Genomic DNA, 17,287 nt, shown 5'->3' with positions numbered 1-17,287 from the left:
ATTTCACTCAGGATCGGGAACATCAATAATCAAGGTATCACTGCTCACCTCCTCGCCATAACTGTTTCTTCCGGTCACGACAAGGTGAAGCTGCGTGTTCTGAATCAGATACCCTGCGCTGCACATCTGACTTAATCTCACCAGATTGTATTTCTCAAACCTGTTTTCAACAGGACCCAGTATATCGATTTCATCCTCATCGGTCCAGTCCACGGAGACCGGCACTGAACGGCGCACCGGGTTGAGAAAGGCACTGCGGTTTGTAGACTCATCATATTCGATGGAGCCTTCGACCCTGTATTCCTCGAGATTTTCAGGCCCGGTCACGTTGGCCAGCGTAAGAACATAATCATAAAACCGCTTTTCGTAGTCGCAGCATCCCGTGTTGCACTGATAACCATACCTGCTGTAAAAATCGAAAACCTCGCGTCGGCCGTTATCAGTTTTGCCGGTCCACAGGGCCTCAACGGTAAAAGACCCGTCACCGGGAACATCCACGGCAATGTCCTGTGACCAGTCGCCGGCCACACCGGAAAGCTGTACTGCCCGGGCCCGTACCAGGTATCTCTCCCAGGGCACCAGGGGCCCCAGGCTGACAGGACCGGCCGCGATGCCGTACTCCGTTTCAATAAGCGGTTCAGTAATCACCAATGAATCAACGGGCTGGGAAGCACGGCGATATCCCACCTGGTAACTCACCTGGCCCGGGACATAAATATTTGCCACATCAAGAACCCATGTGCCGTTCTCCATCCTTGTATGAACGATAAGGCCCTGGGGTGCCGGCGGGATGTCCCGTGAAAAGGGCATGACCGGTTCGGAAAAGGCCCATCCGCTCCGTCCGATATGTTCATTGCAGGCCCTGACTGCCACGACATATTTCTGGTTGGGAACGAGATCACCAATGATCTGTCGGTCCAGCGAAGGGTCCGATGCGTAAAAACATTTCCAGAAAGCATTCCCGGCGGGATTTTCACTGTTGTGCCCGTCATGCTCCCAGGCACGGTAATAAATCTCGTAATAATCGGCCATGGGCGAGTCCATGTTCAGGACACTGACAGATTCATTCCCCCGGCTGATGGAAAATACCGGGGCTGCAATGAGCTGACCACCCGGACCGGGAAGCGTGCTTTCAAGGGAGGCCCGCAGAGAATAGATTCTTTTCTCCAGGGGAGAGAAAAAATAATCCTCGATTGAACCGCTCTTCAACATAAAATCATCCTCATCAAGACCAGAATAATCCTCTCCGGATTTTTCCGACAGGGTTTCCTCAATGCGTGTCGCGTCTGTATGTGGATTGTTTATCCAAAAGGAAAGCAGGTCGAAGGAATTGGCCCCATCGGACATTGTCTTAACCATGACGGGTGGGTTAGACAGGGGACAGGTGTCGCAGTCCGGACCATTATCGGAATTAGAAGGCCAGAAGGTATCTCGGTATTTCGCATCGGGGGCCGTCCTGATATAGAGATCAACCTCGTCGCGGCCGCCCCTGAAAACATTAAAATGATCACCATCGCTCCCGTTGGGGGCCTTGAAATAAATATGGAATTTCTGTTTATCATATTCCACATTGCTGGAATAGCGGCAGTCGATGAACCGTTCAGTGTTCTTCGTATCATTGTACTCGAGTCTCAGTCGGTACCAGCCCGATCCGTCGTTGAAGTTTACCTCGAGATCAACAGCACCGGCCTGAAAAAAGTCATCGCTCATCCGGCCCTGGTTCTTTCTCTGCTCCCGGTACAGTTCACCCGCCAGCGTGATGAACTGGTACCTGTTTCCGGCACACACACCTCCCTGTCCCGTGTTTTTATTGTGAGCATATACGGTAACGCGGTACAGCAGGGGGTCCTTGATATTTGCATCGGGTAAAAGCGGCCTGATGATGTTCAATCCCGCCTTACCGGTGAACTCCTGTACCGTCGTCATGGACTGAAGACCGGAATTAAGCGGACCCTCACAGACCACGCGATAGTACTCGGCACCGGAAGATTCCCCGTTCCTGACATACACGGACTCTCCCGAGCCCATGGCCGAAAAGGAAAAGGGCGACGGAGTTCCTTCAGCTTCAAAAACAAAAGCCAGAACGCCGCTGCTTGAACTGGGCGTTTCAACGGGACATCCCATATATGTACCCAGGGCTGTAGCATCGATACGGTAGGTCCTGCCAATACCGGCTGATCCGGCGATATGGCCCAAGGCAATGCCGTTTACATCTTCCGTTCTGCTGCATATGACAACCTCGCCGTTTTCGTCATTCAGGGACTCTGCGGTGATATCTATCTCCCTCCTATAGGTATCACCCTGAACGCCAGATATCGTTATGCGGTATTTTTCCGCTGATTTCGACGGAACTATCCTGACCCTGACACTGTTATTGCCTCCATTAGCCTCATGGGTGAAAACCCCGGGTATTCCCGTTTCGGCCTCATCGTTCCCCTGGATCTGATAGGGAATATCCCCGACGGAAATCATATCATCGGATACTGTTTCCCCCTTCACAACTGCATTCTTGCCAAAGAGAAACCGTGACTCAAGAAGATCGACCTCGAGATGCACCACTTCGCCGGAAAAGAGTTTCCCCATGTACAGGGAACGGGAAAATTCCTTTTCATTGGCAAGTTCATTCCACCGCGTATTAATATCAAACCGCTCTCCCGACTGGAGGGGCGTATAAGTGAATGACCTGAAATGCCGGTTGAAGTCTCCCACATCCATGCATATTATTTCATAACGCTCCCCGGCCCAGATAGGGTCATTGATATCGCCGGTGAAATATCTTCCATTGTGAAGGATGACCCAGTACTTCATTTTATTGATCTCCGATTCGCCCAGGAGTTCATTGGGATTGAAGGCTGGGTTGTCCTCGGGATTGAAGGGATTATACTGCTGCAGCTGACCGATCCGTTTTATGACCTCGATCTTTCGTTCATTATTGTAGGAATCAACGCTGGTCTTCACGGTCGTTTCAAACATTTCCCAGGCATTGCCGTTGACCCCGGTCCGGAAATCATGATTTTCACTGCCCGTCTTCCAGCGTAAGCCGTCATCGTCCACGGTCAGTACCTCGTCATTCCAGGTTTCCCTGTTTCCGGCTCGCTTTCTCAGTATATTAAAAAGGGCCTTCTTAAGCGAGATGCCCGCCGACAATTCACCATTGCCGCTGTCGCCGCCGCCTGCTACATCAAAAGCGGAAACGCGGTAGAGTTCCCGCACGCCGTTGCCGATTATTTTAATCTGGGCCGTCCTGCCCTTTGCCGTTTCCTCGACTATCCTGAGATTGTTCGTACCGGGATTATAATTGGAATCCTCAACGCGGTGCATGTCATAATTCACCACGTGTATCTGCGGGGAATAGCCGTTGGCCAGGGCCCTCTTGACTTTTTCCGTATCCAGGTCTCTGACTACAATGACAAAAGGACCGGCCTCGCTGTCGCCGTAGATCTCCTGCTCAAAATCGCTGAAGTCGTCATTTAACAGCTTGAAAGTGCTCACGCCTATATACTCACCGCCGGGAGTTCTGAACGACAGGGAACAGGTGACATTCGAAATCTTCACAGGCATGTTGACCGTAGTATTTTTCAGGTACAGGCTGGCCGAGACAACCCCGGCGTTGGGGCCCGTGACGCCAGTTTCCTTCAGCTTCGTGTTGTTGCGAAAATTACGGGCCATGGCCCTGACCTTGTCATCGGTAAAGGCGATGCCGCCGCGATCCAGATTATCCCAGTAATCCACCTTATCAAAAACCGTTTTTTCGCTCATGTTTGAACTGGAAAAAGCCTCAGCCATCGCCCAGTTCTCACTGCGCCTGGTCTTTTCTTCTCCGGAAATTTCCTGCTCGCCGCCGAAGATCGCCACATCGACCGACATTTTTGCCTTAAACTTATATTCATCCTCGTTGTCATAACCGTAGGACTCGGAATAATTTCCGCTTTCACTGCTGCTCTCCTTGACTACATAGGGCGTGGTCTTCTGATTGAACTGCGAATAATGCCGGTCCTCCATGCTATCGCTGATGGTTTCCCTGAAATCATCGTTTTCTGAAAATTCGATATAACTTTCCTCGGTCTGTGTCCTGTCGATCTTAATCTCCATAACCACTTCGGGAGCTATACGCGCCACGATTCGGGGATAATCGGCCACGGCCGGATTTGTCACTATCTCCTCATCATTGGGAATACCGTCGCCGTCATAATCATCACAGATGGTGTATCCGCTGGGATCGGGATCAACGGCTCCCATGGCTGACCGGGATATGACATATCCCGGAATTTCATTAAAAAGGGGGTGCAGATCCGCATTCTCCCCGTTTCCTGAACCGACACCCGTGTCGGGACCAAGAACCAGGTCACCGTCGTCCTGTACTTCTTCAGTCTGAAGGGGCGTCCCCCTGCTCCCCTCGCCGCCGCAGGCCGTAAAGGCCATAAACAGGCCCGATAAAAATACCGCCAGAATACATACATTTTTTTTCATAATCTCCTCCCTGTTGCATTAAAATTGTTATAAGTTTGCAGGGGCGGATTCAGTCGATTAGCCGCCCATCTATAACACGAAGGAGGCCGGCAGGAATTTAAAAATTTTTTGTGATTTTGATAAAAAAGATAAAAAAAATCCCCGGCTTACCTTGGGGGTTGAAAGCCGGGGATCTGAATAATATATCCTTTATAGAAGATACTATGTTAAAATCAGCGTTCCCTCATCTCTCTGCGTTCTCTTCTCTCTTCCATTCTCTGTTTCATCTTCTCCAGGTCATCCTGGCATGCCTCGGAAAAATTATCCAGGTTTTCATCGATACATTCCCGCATGGCTTCACGGTCATCCCTGGCGTCGGCGCAATACTTCAGAAAATCATCGTCACAGGGACGCTTCTTTTCAGTACTGAATCCGTTGAGGGCCGGAAGGGCAAGCGCCAGAACGGCAAGCATAAGGTACATCTTTTTCATATCTTTCTCCTTTTTGTTATTGATAATTAAAACAATTGCTGCTGGGCAGTATGGTCACTCATCCCCATCGGTGCTGTCGTCGTCACTTTCATAATACAGCGGATCAAGAGCTATTTTATAAGTATAGGTGTCCGTGTCTTCGTCATAGCTTTCATACTCATACTCACCGCTGGTTTCCGTGGCCACTTCCAGGTTAGCGGACCAGATAGATGCGGTCAGCGTGCACTTTTCATTGGACTTAAAGGCATACACCTTGATGGAATCGAATTCCTCCAGATCCCGGTCATAGTAATAATGGGTGTTGCCGGCTGAATCGGTGAAATCCTCAATTCCTTCAAAGGAGCGGACCAATTCACCATCGACGTAATAATAGCCGTAAAAATTTGCTTTATACCCGTCGATCGTCAGGGTATAGGGCGTATCCTCTTCGAGCATGCAGGAGAGGCACAGACTTGAAAAAATCAGGGACATCAGCGCCAGGGCTCTTAATGACAAACTTGTTTTTATCTTCATACCATCGCATCCGTATCAGTATCGCATATGCCGTGTTGTCCGGCTTACATATGCATTGACCCGGCGAATCGATCCGATGGTTTCACTTTTTTTACATGGAAGATATTAATGCGGTGAAAACGGCGACAGAGGAGTCACCGTTTCAGGGAAGCGGCATAATCAATATACAGGTCGACACCCTCGTAAAAAGCCGGTGACGAGGCGTCGATGAGGCCCTGGTTTCCCATCAGAAAGTAGGCATACACGTCATTTTGTGATGCCTTTTCATTACCGGCCCCCAGCATGATGGCCAGGACCAGCGCGGCCGCCGATGCAAGGCTGAAGGCATAGGAGAAAATCCGAACAGCCCGTTCTCCCTTTGAGGGCCTGACTGATTTGAAAACCTGGCCCGTGATTTTCGCGCTCCAGAGACTGCTCCGTTCCCGGAGATCCAATGCCTCGTCAAAACGCCTTTCATGTTCTTCATTGTTCATGATGCATCACCTCCCATGAAAAGATCTGTTCAACAGTTCCCTGCCGCGATGAATCCGCGACTTGATGGTCCCGGGCCTTGTGGACAGCCGGCGGGCGATCTCGGCTTCCGTATATCCCTGGAGCAGCAGGTCGAAAACCTCACGGTATTTCCCCGGCATGCGCGATATCAGTTCTTCCATATCCATGATGTCGTGATTCACCGGGGCGTTATTCCGTACCTCCTCACCTGCTATCTGCACCTGCATCTTCCGGATCTTCATCTCTTCGCGGTTCAGCTTTTCCGTCATGCGCAGAGCCTCGTTCTTGGCTACGGTGTAGAGCCAGTTATTGCGCGCCGATTCATCGGCATAGCTGTTGTTTTCCATGAACCGGTATACCCTGATATAAGTCTCCTGCACCACATCGTCAATGGCGTGACAGTACCGTTTTGCCAGGTACTTCCTGACCGCAGCCAGGACTATGGACTTGGTCTCCTCCACCAGGATGAAAAATTCTCTTTCATTCATTACAGGCATGGAAATCGGCGCAACCCTTTTTATCTTCTTCCTTCAAATTCACGGGGCGGTCCCGAATGATCGGGCGGGCCGTCAGGATAATGTGGCGGTCCCGAATGATCTGGCGGGCCGTCAGGATCAGGCGGCGGTCCCGGATGATCGGGCGGACCGTCAGAATCAGGCGGCGATCCCGGTATGCCGAATCCTTTCCTGAAGTGCCTGCCCATATCATACAGTCTTTCATAATGTTTTTTCCTTTGCTGCGCCGTCATGACCTTCTCCAGTTCAAAGCGCTGTTCCAAAGTGAGAATCCTGATCTCACGCCGCTGTTTATCGATTTCCTCCATGAGGGCTCTCAGGGCCTTTTCATCAAAAGGTTTTTCCGACATCATCACGGCATTCATATCCCTGTGCAGGGGTGTCAGCTTATCCCGGTACGGTTTCATCTTTTCTTCGTAACTGCGGCTTATCTCCATCATGGCATCGATCTGGTGATGGTCCAGGTCCAGGTCCAGGGCCATACGCTTGATCATCTGCTGATCAATGAGCCTTTCCTCCATGAATCTCTGAATCATGTGGAACGACCTTTCCCTGGTCCTGTCGATAAAATATATGGCCCCGGCTATGTTCAGTATCACCAGGCCCAAAATTATCAATATACAGTTTCTTTTCACGGCCGCCTCCGGTACATGCTTCATTCAATTATAGTGTTAACCCCTATTGTATCACAGGGGTTCCATTTTTCTGCTGTTTTTTATCATGAATTGCAAAAAACTATACCGTAAAGCCTACCGGTTGAAGAGAAGGTACTGCATGGCTGAAGCCGTATCATTGAAGACCTGAAACCCGCGCCGTTTATCCAAAGAAAAGGACCTGCTGATAATAGAGGCAATATCGAAATTGTAATCCTCGTGTATGACTATGGCGCCGTCCTGCTGTCTCTGGATGCAGTGTTCAAAGAGGTGTTTCATTCTCAGGGCTATTTTCTCGTTCATGACAAATCCCCCTGTTTTGATGAGGGGCAGAAGGCTGTTTGATTTATAACCGTTAATGACCGACAGGACATCATCGATGATCCTGCAGAAGACATGGCCGTCGGTAAATCCAGGCAGGGTGACGATGGCGATACGCCGGTCATTTATCTGGATTATCTCAATTTTCTCGTGTTCCATATGAATATCCCTTTTATGAGCCTTATCAATCCCCGTAAGCGGGATTATAACAAATGTGGCGGATTTTACTGTAAACCCCCGGATTACAGGGATTAGTTCCATTTTTCCTGAAGACAGGCCGGTTTTTATATACTACAATCGAACAAAACGGAACTGGCACCGATTTGCGACAATCATAGAAAAAACACGGGAGATATAAAAAATATTTGATTACAGCGGGCGGGTTTTATTATGTATACTGCAGATTGATTCCCGATGGAGCACCATTATGAAAATCGCCATGGCGCAGATAAATCCCATTGTAGCCGATATCGACGGCAACAATAAAAAGATAAAATCCTTCATAAACGAGGCGATACGGCAAGGGGCTGATCTCGTGGTATTCCCGGAAATGGCCACCATGGGTTATCCTCCCATGGACCTGGTAAAAAGCCCGAAACTCATCCGGGACAACCTGGCGTCGCTGGAGGATATCGCAACCTTAAGCACTGACATTGCCATAATCTGCGGCTATGTTGATGTTGATATCGAAAATCCCCCCATGCTCTTCAACTCGGCAGCCTTCATGACGGGCGGAGCGGTCCATTCCCGCCACAACAAAACGCTCCTGCCCCAGTACGATGTATTCGACGAACTGCGCTATTTCACACCGGCGCGAAGGCACGATATCGTGGAACTGAAAGGTACGCGCCTGGGCATCACCATATGCGAGGATATCTGGAACGCCCTGGACAGCGACGAGGGCAGGATAATGGAAAACGTCAAATATCCCATAGACCCCGTGGAAATACTCACGGGTAAAAATGTGGACATCATCATCAACATTTCAGCCTCACCCTTCGTTAAGGAGAAAAATAACGCGCGGATAGCCATGCTCAGAAAGGAAGCACTATCGCATAACGTTTCAATTATATACGTAAACCAGGTTGGAGGCAATGACAGTCTCATATTCGACGGCAACAGCATGGCCATAAACAACAGGGGGGTTCTGACGGGACACGCCCCGGGATTTGAAGAAACCCTGGCCGTTGTTGACACGACATCGGAAATTGAGGTGCCCGTACCCGACGACATGCTGGAAGATATCCGGCGCGCCCTGATGCTGGGAATCCGGGACTATGTGCACAAGTGCGGGTTCAGGCAGGTGCTCATAGGCCTTTCGGGAGGCATCGATTCGGCCCTGACCTGCGCCCTGGCCGTCGAGGCCCTGGGAAAGGAAAATATCCTTGGCATCACCATGCCGTCACGCTTTTCCTCGGCGGGAAGCATCGACGATTCCGTGAGCCTGGCCCGGAACCTGGGCGTCCGCATCGAGACCATCCCCATACGGGAACTCCATGAACAGTTTGTCCGCGACCTGGGTCCCCTCTTTGAAGGCCTGCCCGAAGATATCACCGAGGAAAATATCCAGGCCCGCATACGCGGAACCCTGCTAATGGCCGTAAGCAACAAGACGGGACGCCTGCTCCTTACCACGGGCAACAAGTCGGAGCTGGCCATGGGATACTGTACGCTCTACGGCGACATGAACGGCGGGCTTGCCGTCATCTCCGATCTGCCCAAGACCCTGGTCTACCGGCTCTCGCGCCACCTGAACCGTGACGGCATTAAAATTCCACTGGAAACCATTGAAAAACCGCCATCGGCGGAACTGCGGGAAAACCAGAAGGATGAGGATTCCCTCCCCCCCTACGAAGTGCTGGATAAAATTCTGGAGCTTTATATTGAGGAGCTGCGCTCCGCCGAAGAGATCATCGCACGGGGATTCGACATCGAAACGGTGCGCTGGATCCTCCGCATCGTGAACCTCAACGAATACAAGCGTCGGCAGGCGGCCACGGGCCTGAAGATCACCTCAAAAGCTTTTGGAACAGGGCGGCGCATACCCCTGGCACAGAAATTTGTTCCCTGAGAAGGTAAAAGAAACGGATAAGCTTATTCAGGATATGTGATTGCCGGAGACTTTTTGCAGGCCTGACAGATTGCCGGGGAGGAAATATCCTGCCGTGATATTCTTCCCCGGTCAATAGACTTATACATTAATTATGAATCAGCGTTTTTAGAAAAATGCATGGCGCCCGCCTTATCGCGGGTCACGCCGATTTTATGCAGGTCCTCCAGCATGACTGCCGGGTTATCCTTCCCGCCCGATTCACGGTAATGGGCCAGGACCCTCTCCATAAGGCGATCCTTGTTTTCCCAGAGGCCGTTGAGCCAGGTCTGGATTCTTTCGCGGAACGTGGGGTCTACCGAATAGTCGCCGCGCAGTTCCTCGGTGACGGGAATCGTTTCCACGGTAACATCGATAACCTTCACCTCGCCGCAGAGGAATTCCCACATGGTCTTCGCTCCTTCAGGATAGGTGATAGTGACATTGACAACATAGTTGATGAGGTCACCCATGGCGGACAGAACAAAAGCCGTGCCACCGGCCTTGGGCCTGAGAAGACGGTTGAAGGGAGATTTGTTTTGGAGATGTTTCTCCGGCGTAAAGCGCGTTCCCTCGACAAAATTCATGACGGAGACGGGCTTGTCCCGGAACTTCCGGCAGGCCTTCCTGGTTATCTCCAGGTCCTTGCCCTTCAGGTGCGGGTTCTTTTTGACGAAAGATTCGCTGTAGCGTTTCATAAAGGGAAAATCAAGGGCCCACCAGCAGATTCCCATAACAGGAACCCAGATGAGTTCTTTTTTCAGGAAAAACTTGAGAAAGGGTATCTGGTGGTTAAATATTTTCTGGAGCACCACGATATCAACCCAGGTCTGGTGATTGGAAAGCACCAGGTACCAGTTCTTTCCCTCAAGGTTTTCCAGGCCGCGCACGTTCCACTGAACAGGCATCATTATCGTAATAACCGTGTTGTTTACCGATATCCAGTACGTGGCGATGCCGTCAATAACCCAGCTCCAGAGCACCCTCCATATCTTGACGGGAATGACGACTTTCATAAAGGTCGCGGCCATGAGAGGGCCAAAACAGGTAAGTGTATTGGCGACGAGGAGCAAAAATGCTATTGAACCCTTGATCTGCGACAGGATGCTCAGAGATCCTCTCTTATCTGGTTCGGTGATACTGTTTTTCTGATTCATGGGAATATTTCTCCTGTAATCTGTCATCACATCAGCATGTATTGAGAATGCTGATTTTTTATAAAAAAAGGGGGGCTATCAGTGTGAAAATATGCTGTCTAAAGAAAAGACAGTAATATCCAAATTGGGTTGCAAAAAAATAATTTCAATAAAAAAAGAAAAGAGCAGGATATTTTTCTCTATTCTTTCCCTGTATAGTCTTGACAAGGGCAATAGTATTGGTACATTTATACCGTCGGTCGGTTTTTATATACAGCCAATTTACTCTGAGCAACACAGGATGCAGGAACTATAATGACGAAAAAAAAGCCGGGAAACATGCGGATAAAGGAAATAATCCAGGCCGCCGTGGAAGAATTTCTTGAAAAAGGATACAACGGCGCGTCCATGAACTCCATCGCAGCCCGGGCCGGCCTTTCCAAGGGCGGCCTCTATCACCACTTCAGCGGCAAGGACGAGATACTCATGGCCGCCAATGATGAATTTGCACGGCCGGTACACGACCTGGTTCACAGGACAGCGGCCGTGGACAATCCCGTGGAGGCTCTGACCCTCTATATCCGGGAATACCTGCACCACTGGTCAACCCACGAAAAGGAACTGGCCTTCACCTTCCTTACGATGACTAAAATAATTTCATGCCGGGGAATGTGGCCACAGATGGAAGACTACAGTACCGGTGTAATGGCGTTCTATGAATCTCTTTTTAAAAAGGGAATCGAAAAGGGCCTCCTGCGACACCATGACACGGCTGCCAGGGCTCTGACCCTCATGGCGGCTCTGGACGGCATTACGGCCTACCTGGTCATGGGTCACACCTTTCCCCTGGAAAAGACCGTTGAACATTTTCTTGTGACGTATATTGGTGATATTGAAATTAAATAAAGGATAGAAGCCATGAATATAAAAAATATGACCATATACTACTGGAGCGGCACAGGAAACAGTCTCCGGATAGCCCGGTGGGCCGGTGAAAAGGCGCATGAAACGGGAAGCGATGTATTAATCTGCCCCATAGGCGAAGCAGAACCGGGAAGAGAGATACCCGATAATAATGATTTCCTCCTGACCATGGTAATGCCCGTGCACGGGTTCACTGCCCCCTGGGCGATGATCCGTTTCGCACTGCGCCTCCCCCGGAGAAACCATACTGCGGCCCTGGTCATGGCCACGCGCGGTGGTTCCTGGCCGGGATTCTACCTGCGGGGCCTTTCGGCCTCCACAACTTTTCTCATTGCCCTTATCATGCGCATGAAGGGATATGCGATACAAGGCATTGTCAGCATTGACATGCCCCAGAACTGGACCGCCGTATTTCCGGGCCTCAGCAATACACACAACAATCGTTTCTTCGAAAAGGCCCGGGCTAAAACCGGATATTTCATGGACAACATCCTGACGGGCCGCCGTCATATTTTTACCGGTGACAACCTCTTTGAATTCATCGGGGGTCTGGCCCTTCTGCCCGTATCGTTTCTGTACCTTATACTGGGACGCTTCTACATCGCCAAGATGTTCTTCGCCTCGGAGAAATGCAATGCCTGTGGCATATGCGCTGGAAACTGTCCGCACAACGCCATTATCATGAAGGGTTCAATGAAATCGCGGCGGCCCTACTGGACCTTTAGCTGCGAAAGCTGCGGCCGCTGCATCAACTATTGTCCGCTCCAGGCCGTGGAATCGGGACATAGCCTGGCAGTACTGCTCTACCTGGTCACAACTATTCCCGTGGCGCTCTATGTGACGGGCTGGATCGGCACGCGGATACCGGCAGTCCTGTTGCTGCAGAATAAATACATGCTTTTTCTGCTGGACTATCCCTTCAAAATATTCGGCATTTTCATCGTATACTTCATTCTCTATTACCTGATGAAAGTTCCCATTATAAACAGACTTTTCACTTTCACCACGGGGACCCGCTGGTTTAAGCGATATCATATGCCGGAAGTTCGACTGAAAGACTTCAGGCCGGAAAAATATTCCGGGAACGAATAAAATATTCACGATATAAATTTATTCACCCGGGCCCCCGGCGAATAAATACAATCAGTTCATTCACATTACGCCACCACCCCCGGAGGGGGTTAAAAACATTCAGTCTCAAAATAATATTTTAAAACCCCTTTCAGGGGTGGCGACAACAGATGATTGCAAAGGAGAAATACATTCGCCGGGGTTCCTGGATTATTTTTTAAGGAAGAAACTCGTATCAGTGCACACCATAAAGAAGCCTGTTATAAATTCCGGTTGATTAATTTATCCTGTCGTGCTATATACATATTAATATCATCACCGGCAGAAGGATCACATCGGTCATAACGCCGGAACAGGAGTAAAGGAGAAAAAATGAAATTAAAAACAGCCATTACAGTGTTCATCACGGCACTGGTTATCACATCCATGGGATGCGGAGGTTCCGATTCCAAAGCCGGGGCCTTTCTGGCAAAAGACCAGAAGCATTACGACAGCCTGGGTATCGGCCGGGAAACGGCACCCCGGGAAGACGGAATCCGATCAACGGGCAAAGAGGGCACCTATGAATGGTGGTACATTGACGCCGAATATTCCGACCACACCAAGGTCGTCGTTGTATTCTATACGAAGTACCGCTTCGATGTCAAGGGCCCGGCGCATCCCACTGTCACGATCGATATCAATCTTCCCGACGGGAAACACATCTCCAGGGAGATCGCGGACAGTGAAGGCAAACTGATTGACGCCTCGAAAGACGTCTGCGATGTGAAAATCAAGGACAGCTATATCCGTTATAAAAACGGCAATTACGAGATACGCTATAAAGACGGCGAACTCACCTATGACCTCCTCATGAAGCCGACGCTTCCCATGTGGCGTCCCGGAACGGGGCACTGGTACTTCGGCGAAAAAGCCGAAAAATATTTCGCCTGGTTCGTAGCCGTTCCCGCAGCTGAAATAACAGCCACGCTCTCCATGGGCAAAGACGTGCGGAAACTCAAGGGCATGGGATACCATGACCACAACTGGGGCAACGAGGAGATGAACAAGCTCTTCAACCACTGGTACTGGTCCCGCGCCGCCTTCGGCGAATACACCATCATAGCCTGTGATCTCGTAAGCGAGAAAAAATTCGGGTACACACGCCTTCCCGTATTCATGGCCGCCAGGAACGGCAAAATTCTCGATGACAATGAACAGACCCTGGCCATAACACGGGCCGACACGGTGCAGCATCCCGTGACAAAAAAATTCATCGACAACACCATGACCTATATCCAGAAGACAGCTGATGGAACCGTATATAAAATCGACCTGAAAAGGAAAAACGACATCATGGTCGTAAACCTCCTCGATGTCAGCACCCTCTCGCCCTTCATGATCAGGGTGGCCAAGCTCATCGGCGCCAATCCCACCTACATCAGGACAACGGGTGACGCCATACTGACTGTTACTGAAAAAGGAAAAGAAACAACCATGAAAACCGGGGCCATCTGGGAACAGATGTTCTTCGGCAGCAACAAAGACGCGATCATCCACGATTACCGGTAAGCCGGATCCCGTGCTTGCAAAAAAAGGGGTGTCCTATAAGGATCACCCCTTTTTTTACTGAATTCCTGAAAATTTGTATTTTGCATTTCTACAACACATCCCCAGCCCCCTCAGGGGGCGGCGAAGGAACTTTTATCGACAGACATTACTTCCATCTGCCGGGGGCCTTCGCGCTCTTCAGTTCTTCCTGTAAATTATTTAAGTTTTGTTATTCACTGTTCCCTTTGCCTACGCCCGTTTCTTCACCACAAAGCGCCTCACCACTACCACCGCCCCGGCGCCGAGACCCAGCAGCAGAACAATGATACCGAAACCGGCCCAGGTAACCCAGGTGCCGCGCCTCAGGAGCCGGTAAGGATTGAGACTCGCCACGGCCACGGTACGCCCCAGGGGGCCCTTGTATTTTTCCGGCACGTCGGGAATACCGTCACCGTTGGTATCGGGAAAGCTGCGTACGTATTCAAGGAGGCCAACCCATTCCTTCACCTCCTGGATGCCTTCCTTTGTTTTATTGGCATCGATACGGCGCGTAACCAGATCCGACACGGGATTGCCGTCTTTATCCTTGGGCACGATCTTCAGAATATCCTTGGTAAAACTGCCTACGATTTTCAGAAAGGTGGCGTTGTAGATGTCGGCGCAGGCCTTGTAGAGCTTTTTGTTTTTGCCGCTGCTGTAATCCAGAAGTTCGTATCCTTTTTCCTCACTGCCGATCCATATTTCCGTGACGCGGTCGAAAAGCATGCGGTTGGGATTATACGTGAATTTCAGGCCCGATATCTGCAGAAAGTAATCTTCGCCCTTCAGGGGATAAATGGTGGTGAGGATTTCCAGGGCTTTCTTCACCTCGGCGGCATTGATATAAATGGTGATGAGGGGATAGGCCATGGTGTCGTCCATGCCGATGCCCAGGGGAATAGTTCTGAAAAGATCGCTCACGGCGATATTGCCCTTAGTCCCGGGATATATATCGTCACGGATGACACCGCCCGAGATGACGCCTATATCGATCTTTGATGACGGGTCCTTCGGATCATATTCGAATTTATCGGCATACCAGCATATAGAGTCGGCGATCATGTTCCCCAGGTTCGATTCGGCCTCTTCGTTGAATATCTCGAAATCCGTATGGGCGATGATGGAATCAAACCCCAGGCCCAGAGGCGCCAGCACCTTCATGTTAACGGCCGTTTTATCGATATTGATGAGATTCATTATGGCAGGATCGCCCTTAATAGAGTCATCAACTGCGACAAATTCATTTTTTTTCAAAACAACCTTCCCGTCCACAAGGGCAAAGTCAATTATGCTTACCTCCTTGCAGTAGGCCCATGCCTGAGCAATAATTGTATTTTTGACTATGAGAGGCTTGTCCAGCTTCGTGTGCGTGTGACCGCTGATGATGATATCAATGCCCGGGACTTCAGCGGCGAGAAGTTCATCCTCGGATTTCTCCGGGTCGGCCCAGAGCCCGCTGTGGGACAGGAGTATCACCACATCGACCTTTTTCTCATTGCGAAGAAGAGCCACCATTTTGCGTGCGACCTCGACCCGGTCTTTAAACTCCACCGGTGAGGCGAAGGGGGCCACTTCTCCCGCGTCCTTTCCCATTAAACCGAAAAAGCCGAAGGTGATGCCGTCCTTTTTTATGATATGCCATGGCCGTATCAGTCCCTTTTCATAAGCCTTTTCCAGGGAATCGTCCTTATCGCTCTCCTTGCTGAATATCAGGTTGGAACTTACAACCGCTGGTATGCCGCCAAGGTTCGTCCCTGACTCAAGTATGCGCGCCAGGCCCCGCGGCATGAGATCAAACTCGTGGTTTCCCAGGGTCACCACCTCATATCCCATCTGTTTCATGGTACGAAGCTCAAAGGCGTACTCGCGGCCCACCATGTGAAAAAGGGTTCCCATCATGTAGTCACCGGCATCGAGAACCAGGACCGGGCTCTTACGGGCCTTTTTCGTATCGCTGATGACCGTGGCTATTCTGGCCCAGCCTCCCACGGTTTTGTCATCGTTTACGATATTCGGCGTATAGTCCCTGTTGGGAGAGTATCCCAGCATATGTGAATGCATGTCGTTGGTGTGGATTATAGTGAAGGGTTTTTCCCCGGCAAGGAGAAGCGCTGGAACAAGAAGAAATGAAAAGATTATCAGGTACAAAGTTTTTTTCATCATGGAAACCTCCGGATATTTTTAAAACAGTTGATTGAAAAATGCGCAGTGTTATAACAATACGGGATTTTCTTTTACAAACGTGACAATCATTTCACTGTAAACGGTAAAATCCTGCAAATTAGTCTCAACGATGGACTGGAGGATAGATAGATCTAGTTTTCTGTAATCATGAATGGCAAGATTTCTAAATCCCACCATCTTCTGCAATCTGCCGCTTATTTCTTCGCTGATAACTCTCTTTTCCTGGAGGACTTTAAAACTGTCCCTACTGCTTTTAGGAATGCTGAAGCGGTATCGCGAATTGACATAGTTTGCCATATCGATGGCCAGCTCGCACGCCCTCTGAAGATTCAGTACGATAGAATCCTGCCGTGTAAAATTCCGCAGGTTCTCAGGTTTTTCATCATACTCTTCATGAATCCGCTTTATGCATCGTTCAATGGAATCGGCTTTATTCAGAATAACATCCATACCTGGCCTCTATTATCATCGCCCGCTCCTCTCGTATGCGGCTGTAATCTTTCAGTGCCCTCATTTCATGCTGCAGGCGAACCTCATGATCGGCGCAATAAATGATTCTGCCGCTCCTTATTATCTCCGCACGGAGAAAGGGATCAACGGCGGTAAAATCCACCAGGTCCACATCCCTGTCGATTATTACGGCCAAATCACAGGATATATCAAACAGCTCTTTTGTATCCTGTTCCTTCCCGGGAATTATGGCTATATCGACATCACTATCGTTTCTCTCCATACCTCTCCCGAAAGAACCATACAGATAAATGGTATTGATGGGAATACGTTTAAATAAATACTGTATTATTGATTTTTCCATGGGGATAATACACCTTCAAATGAAGTTTACATTTAACATCAGATCATTCTCGATGTCAACCCCATG

The 17,287-nt window shown here is 49.9% G+C and carries 16 protein-coding genes; 5 read left to right on the top strand and 11 right to left on the bottom strand.

The window, feature by feature from the left end:
• Positions 1 to 3: 3 nt before the first annotated feature.
• The 7 genes from CVV44_21395 to CVV44_21365 all read right to left on the bottom strand — a co-directional run bounded on the left by CVV44_21395 (position 4) and on the right by CVV44_21365 (position 7,695).
• Positions 4 to 4,470 carry a hypothetical protein gene (locus CVV44_21395; protein ID PKL35368.1) on the bottom strand — a complete coding sequence of 1,489 codons (4,467 nt, stop codon included), beginning with the start codon at positions 4,468 to 4,470 and terminating at the stop codon, positions 4 to 6.
• Between the two features lie 212 nt (positions 4,471 to 4,682).
• Positions 4,683 to 4,940, bottom strand: a complete 258-nt coding sequence (locus CVV44_21390; protein ID PKL35367.1) for a hypothetical protein — start codon at positions 4,938 to 4,940, stop codon at positions 4,683 to 4,685.
• Between the two features lie 54 nt (positions 4,941 to 4,994).
• Positions 4,995 to 5,453: a hypothetical protein gene (locus tag CVV44_21385; protein ID PKL35366.1), complete on the bottom strand. Its 459-nt coding sequence runs from the start codon at positions 5,451 to 5,453 to the stop codon at positions 4,995 to 4,997.
• A gap of 134 nt (positions 5,454 to 5,587) precedes the next feature.
• Positions 5,588 to 5,926 (bottom strand): hypothetical protein, encoded by a 339-nt coding sequence (locus tag CVV44_21380; protein PKL35365.1) that lies wholly within the window; start codon positions 5,924 to 5,926, stop codon positions 5,588 to 5,590.
• Positions 5,927 to 5,932: 6 nt separating this feature from the next.
• Positions 5,933 to 6,442: an RNA polymerase gene (locus CVV44_21375; GenBank protein PKL35364.1), complete on the bottom strand. Its 510-nt coding sequence runs from the start codon at positions 6,440 to 6,442 to the stop codon at positions 5,933 to 5,935.
• A 20-nt stretch (positions 6,443 to 6,462) separates the two neighbouring features.
• Positions 6,463 to 7,119: a hypothetical protein gene (locus tag CVV44_21370; GenBank protein PKL35363.1), complete on the bottom strand. Its 657-nt coding sequence runs from the start codon at positions 7,117 to 7,119 to the stop codon at positions 6,463 to 6,465.
• A gap of 90 nt (positions 7,120 to 7,209) precedes the next feature.
• Positions 7,210 to 7,695, bottom strand: a complete 486-nt coding sequence (locus CVV44_21365) for a hypothetical protein (GenBank protein PKL35362.1) — start codon at positions 7,693 to 7,695, stop codon at positions 7,210 to 7,212.
• A 166-nt stretch (positions 7,696 to 7,861) separates the two neighbouring features.
• On the opposite strand from CVV44_21365, the gene CVV44_21360 reads away from it, so the two are divergent.
• On the top strand, positions 7,862 to 9,505 hold the full coding sequence (locus CVV44_21360; GenBank protein ID PKL35361.1) for an NAD+ synthase: 1,644 nt from the start codon (positions 7,862 to 7,864) through the stop codon (positions 9,503 to 9,505).
• A 131-nt stretch (positions 9,506 to 9,636) separates the two neighbouring features.
• On the opposite strand, the gene CVV44_21355 is transcribed toward CVV44_21360, so the two are convergent.
• Positions 9,637 to 10,680: an acyltransferase gene (locus tag CVV44_21355; protein ID PKL35360.1), complete on the bottom strand. Its 1,044-nt coding sequence runs from the start codon at positions 10,678 to 10,680 to the stop codon at positions 9,637 to 9,639.
• A gap of 91 nt (positions 10,681 to 10,771) precedes the next feature.
• On the opposite strand from CVV44_21355, the gene CVV44_21350 reads away from it, so the two are divergent.
• The 4 genes from CVV44_21350 (at position 10,772) to CVV44_21335 (ending at position 14,205) form a co-directional block, all read left to right on the top strand.
• A complete protein-coding gene (locus tag CVV44_21350; GenBank protein ID PKL35359.1) occupies positions 10,772 to 10,975 on the top strand; it encodes a hypothetical protein in 204 nt (67 codons plus the stop codon).
• Positions 10,975 to 11,565 (top strand): TetR/AcrR family transcriptional regulator, encoded by a 591-nt coding sequence (locus CVV44_21345; protein PKL35358.1) that lies wholly within the window; start codon positions 10,975 to 10,977, stop codon positions 11,563 to 11,565. Before CVV44_21350 ends, CVV44_21345 begins: the two co-directional genes overlap by 1 nt.
• Positions 11,566 to 11,577: 12 nt before the next feature.
• Positions 11,578 to 12,675, top strand: coding sequence for a (4Fe-4S)-binding protein (locus CVV44_21340; protein ID PKL35357.1), 1,098 nt, complete (start codon positions 11,578 to 11,580; stop codon positions 12,673 to 12,675).
• Positions 12,676 to 13,026: 351 nt separating this feature from the next.
• Complete coding sequence (locus CVV44_21335; GenBank protein PKL35356.1) at positions 13,027 to 14,205, top strand: hypothetical protein; 1,179 nt, start codon at positions 13,027 to 13,029, stop codon at positions 14,203 to 14,205.
• A gap of 228 nt (positions 14,206 to 14,433) precedes the next feature.
• Here CVV44_21335 and CVV44_21330 read toward each other — a convergent pair whose 3' ends face one another.
• From CVV44_21330 to CVV44_21320, 3 genes are read right to left on the bottom strand one after another with little or no spacing between them, the layout of a single operon-like run.
• Entirely contained in the window at positions 14,434 to 16,386 is a 1,953-nt protein-coding gene (locus tag CVV44_21330) for a bifunctional metallophosphatase/5'-nucleotidase (protein PKL35355.1), read from the bottom strand.
• A gap of 48 nt (positions 16,387 to 16,434) precedes the next feature.
• Positions 16,435 to 16,857: a hypothetical protein gene (locus tag CVV44_21325; GenBank protein PKL35354.1), complete on the bottom strand. Its 423-nt coding sequence runs from the start codon at positions 16,855 to 16,857 to the stop codon at positions 16,435 to 16,437.
• On the bottom strand, positions 16,838 to 17,221 hold the full coding sequence (locus tag CVV44_21320; GenBank protein ID PKL35353.1) for a nucleotidyltransferase domain-containing protein: 384 nt from the start codon (positions 17,219 to 17,221) through the stop codon (positions 16,838 to 16,840). Before CVV44_21320 ends, CVV44_21325 begins: the two co-directional genes overlap by 20 nt.
• Between the last annotated feature and the right edge of the window lie 66 nt (positions 17,222 to 17,287).

It is taken from the genome of Spirochaetae bacterium HGW-Spirochaetae-1 (genome assembly GCA_002839375.1).
Taxonomy (GTDB): domain Bacteria; phylum Spirochaetota; class UBA4802; order UBA4802; family UBA5550; genus PGXY01.
This window is presented reverse-complemented; position numbering and strand designations above follow the sequence as displayed.

Excerpts from the sequence above, each read along its gene's own strand:
- CVV44_21395 (PKL35368.1), bottom strand. The coding sequence starts at position 4,470 with ATGAAAAAAAATGTATGTATTCTGGCGGTATTTTTATCGGGCCTGTTT.
- CVV44_21390 (PKL35367.1), bottom strand. The coding sequence starts at position 4,940 with ATGAAAAAGATGTACCTTATGCTTGCCGTTCTGGCGCTTGCCCTTCCG.
- CVV44_21385 (PKL35366.1), bottom strand. The coding sequence starts at position 5,453 with ATGAAGATAAAAACAAGTTTGTCATTAAGAGCCCTGGCGCTGATGTCC.
- CVV44_21380 (PKL35365.1), bottom strand. The coding sequence starts at position 5,926 with ATGAACAATGAAGAACATGAAAGGCGTTTTGACGAGGCATTGGATCTC.
- CVV44_21375 (PKL35364.1), bottom strand. The coding sequence starts at position 6,442 with ATGCCTGTAATGAATGAAAGAGAATTTTTCATCCTGGTGGAGGAGACC.
- CVV44_21370 (PKL35363.1), bottom strand. The coding sequence starts at position 7,119 with ATGAAGCATGTACCGGAGGCGGCCGTGAAAAGAAACTGTATATTGATA.
- CVV44_21365 (PKL35362.1), bottom strand. The coding sequence starts at position 7,695 with ATGGAACTAATCCCTGTAATCCGGGGGTTTACAGTAAAATCCGCCACA.
- CVV44_21360 (PKL35361.1), top strand. The coding sequence starts at position 7,862 with ATGAAAATCGCCATGGCGCAGATAAATCCCATTGTAGCCGATATCGAC.
- CVV44_21355 (PKL35360.1), bottom strand. The coding sequence starts at position 10,680 with ATGAATCAGAAAAACAGTATCACCGAACCAGATAAGAGAGGATCTCTG.
- CVV44_21350 (PKL35359.1), top strand. The coding sequence starts at position 10,772 with ATGCTGTCTAAAGAAAAGACAGTAATATCCAAATTGGGTTGCAAAAAA.
- CVV44_21345 (PKL35358.1), top strand. The coding sequence starts at position 10,975 with ATGACGAAAAAAAAGCCGGGAAACATGCGGATAAAGGAAATAATCCAG.
- CVV44_21340 (PKL35357.1), top strand. The coding sequence starts at position 11,578 with ATGAATATAAAAAATATGACCATATACTACTGGAGCGGCACAGGAAAC.
- CVV44_21335 (PKL35356.1), top strand. The coding sequence starts at position 13,027 with ATGAAATTAAAAACAGCCATTACAGTGTTCATCACGGCACTGGTTATC.
- CVV44_21330 (PKL35355.1), bottom strand. The coding sequence starts at position 16,386 with ATGATGAAAAAAACTTTGTACCTGATAATCTTTTCATTTCTTCTTGTT.
- CVV44_21325 (PKL35354.1), bottom strand. The coding sequence starts at position 16,857 with ATGGATGTTATTCTGAATAAAGCCGATTCCATTGAACGATGCATAAAG.
- CVV44_21320 (PKL35353.1), bottom strand. The coding sequence starts at position 17,221 with ATGGAAAAATCAATAATACAGTATTTATTTAAACGTATTCCCATCAAT.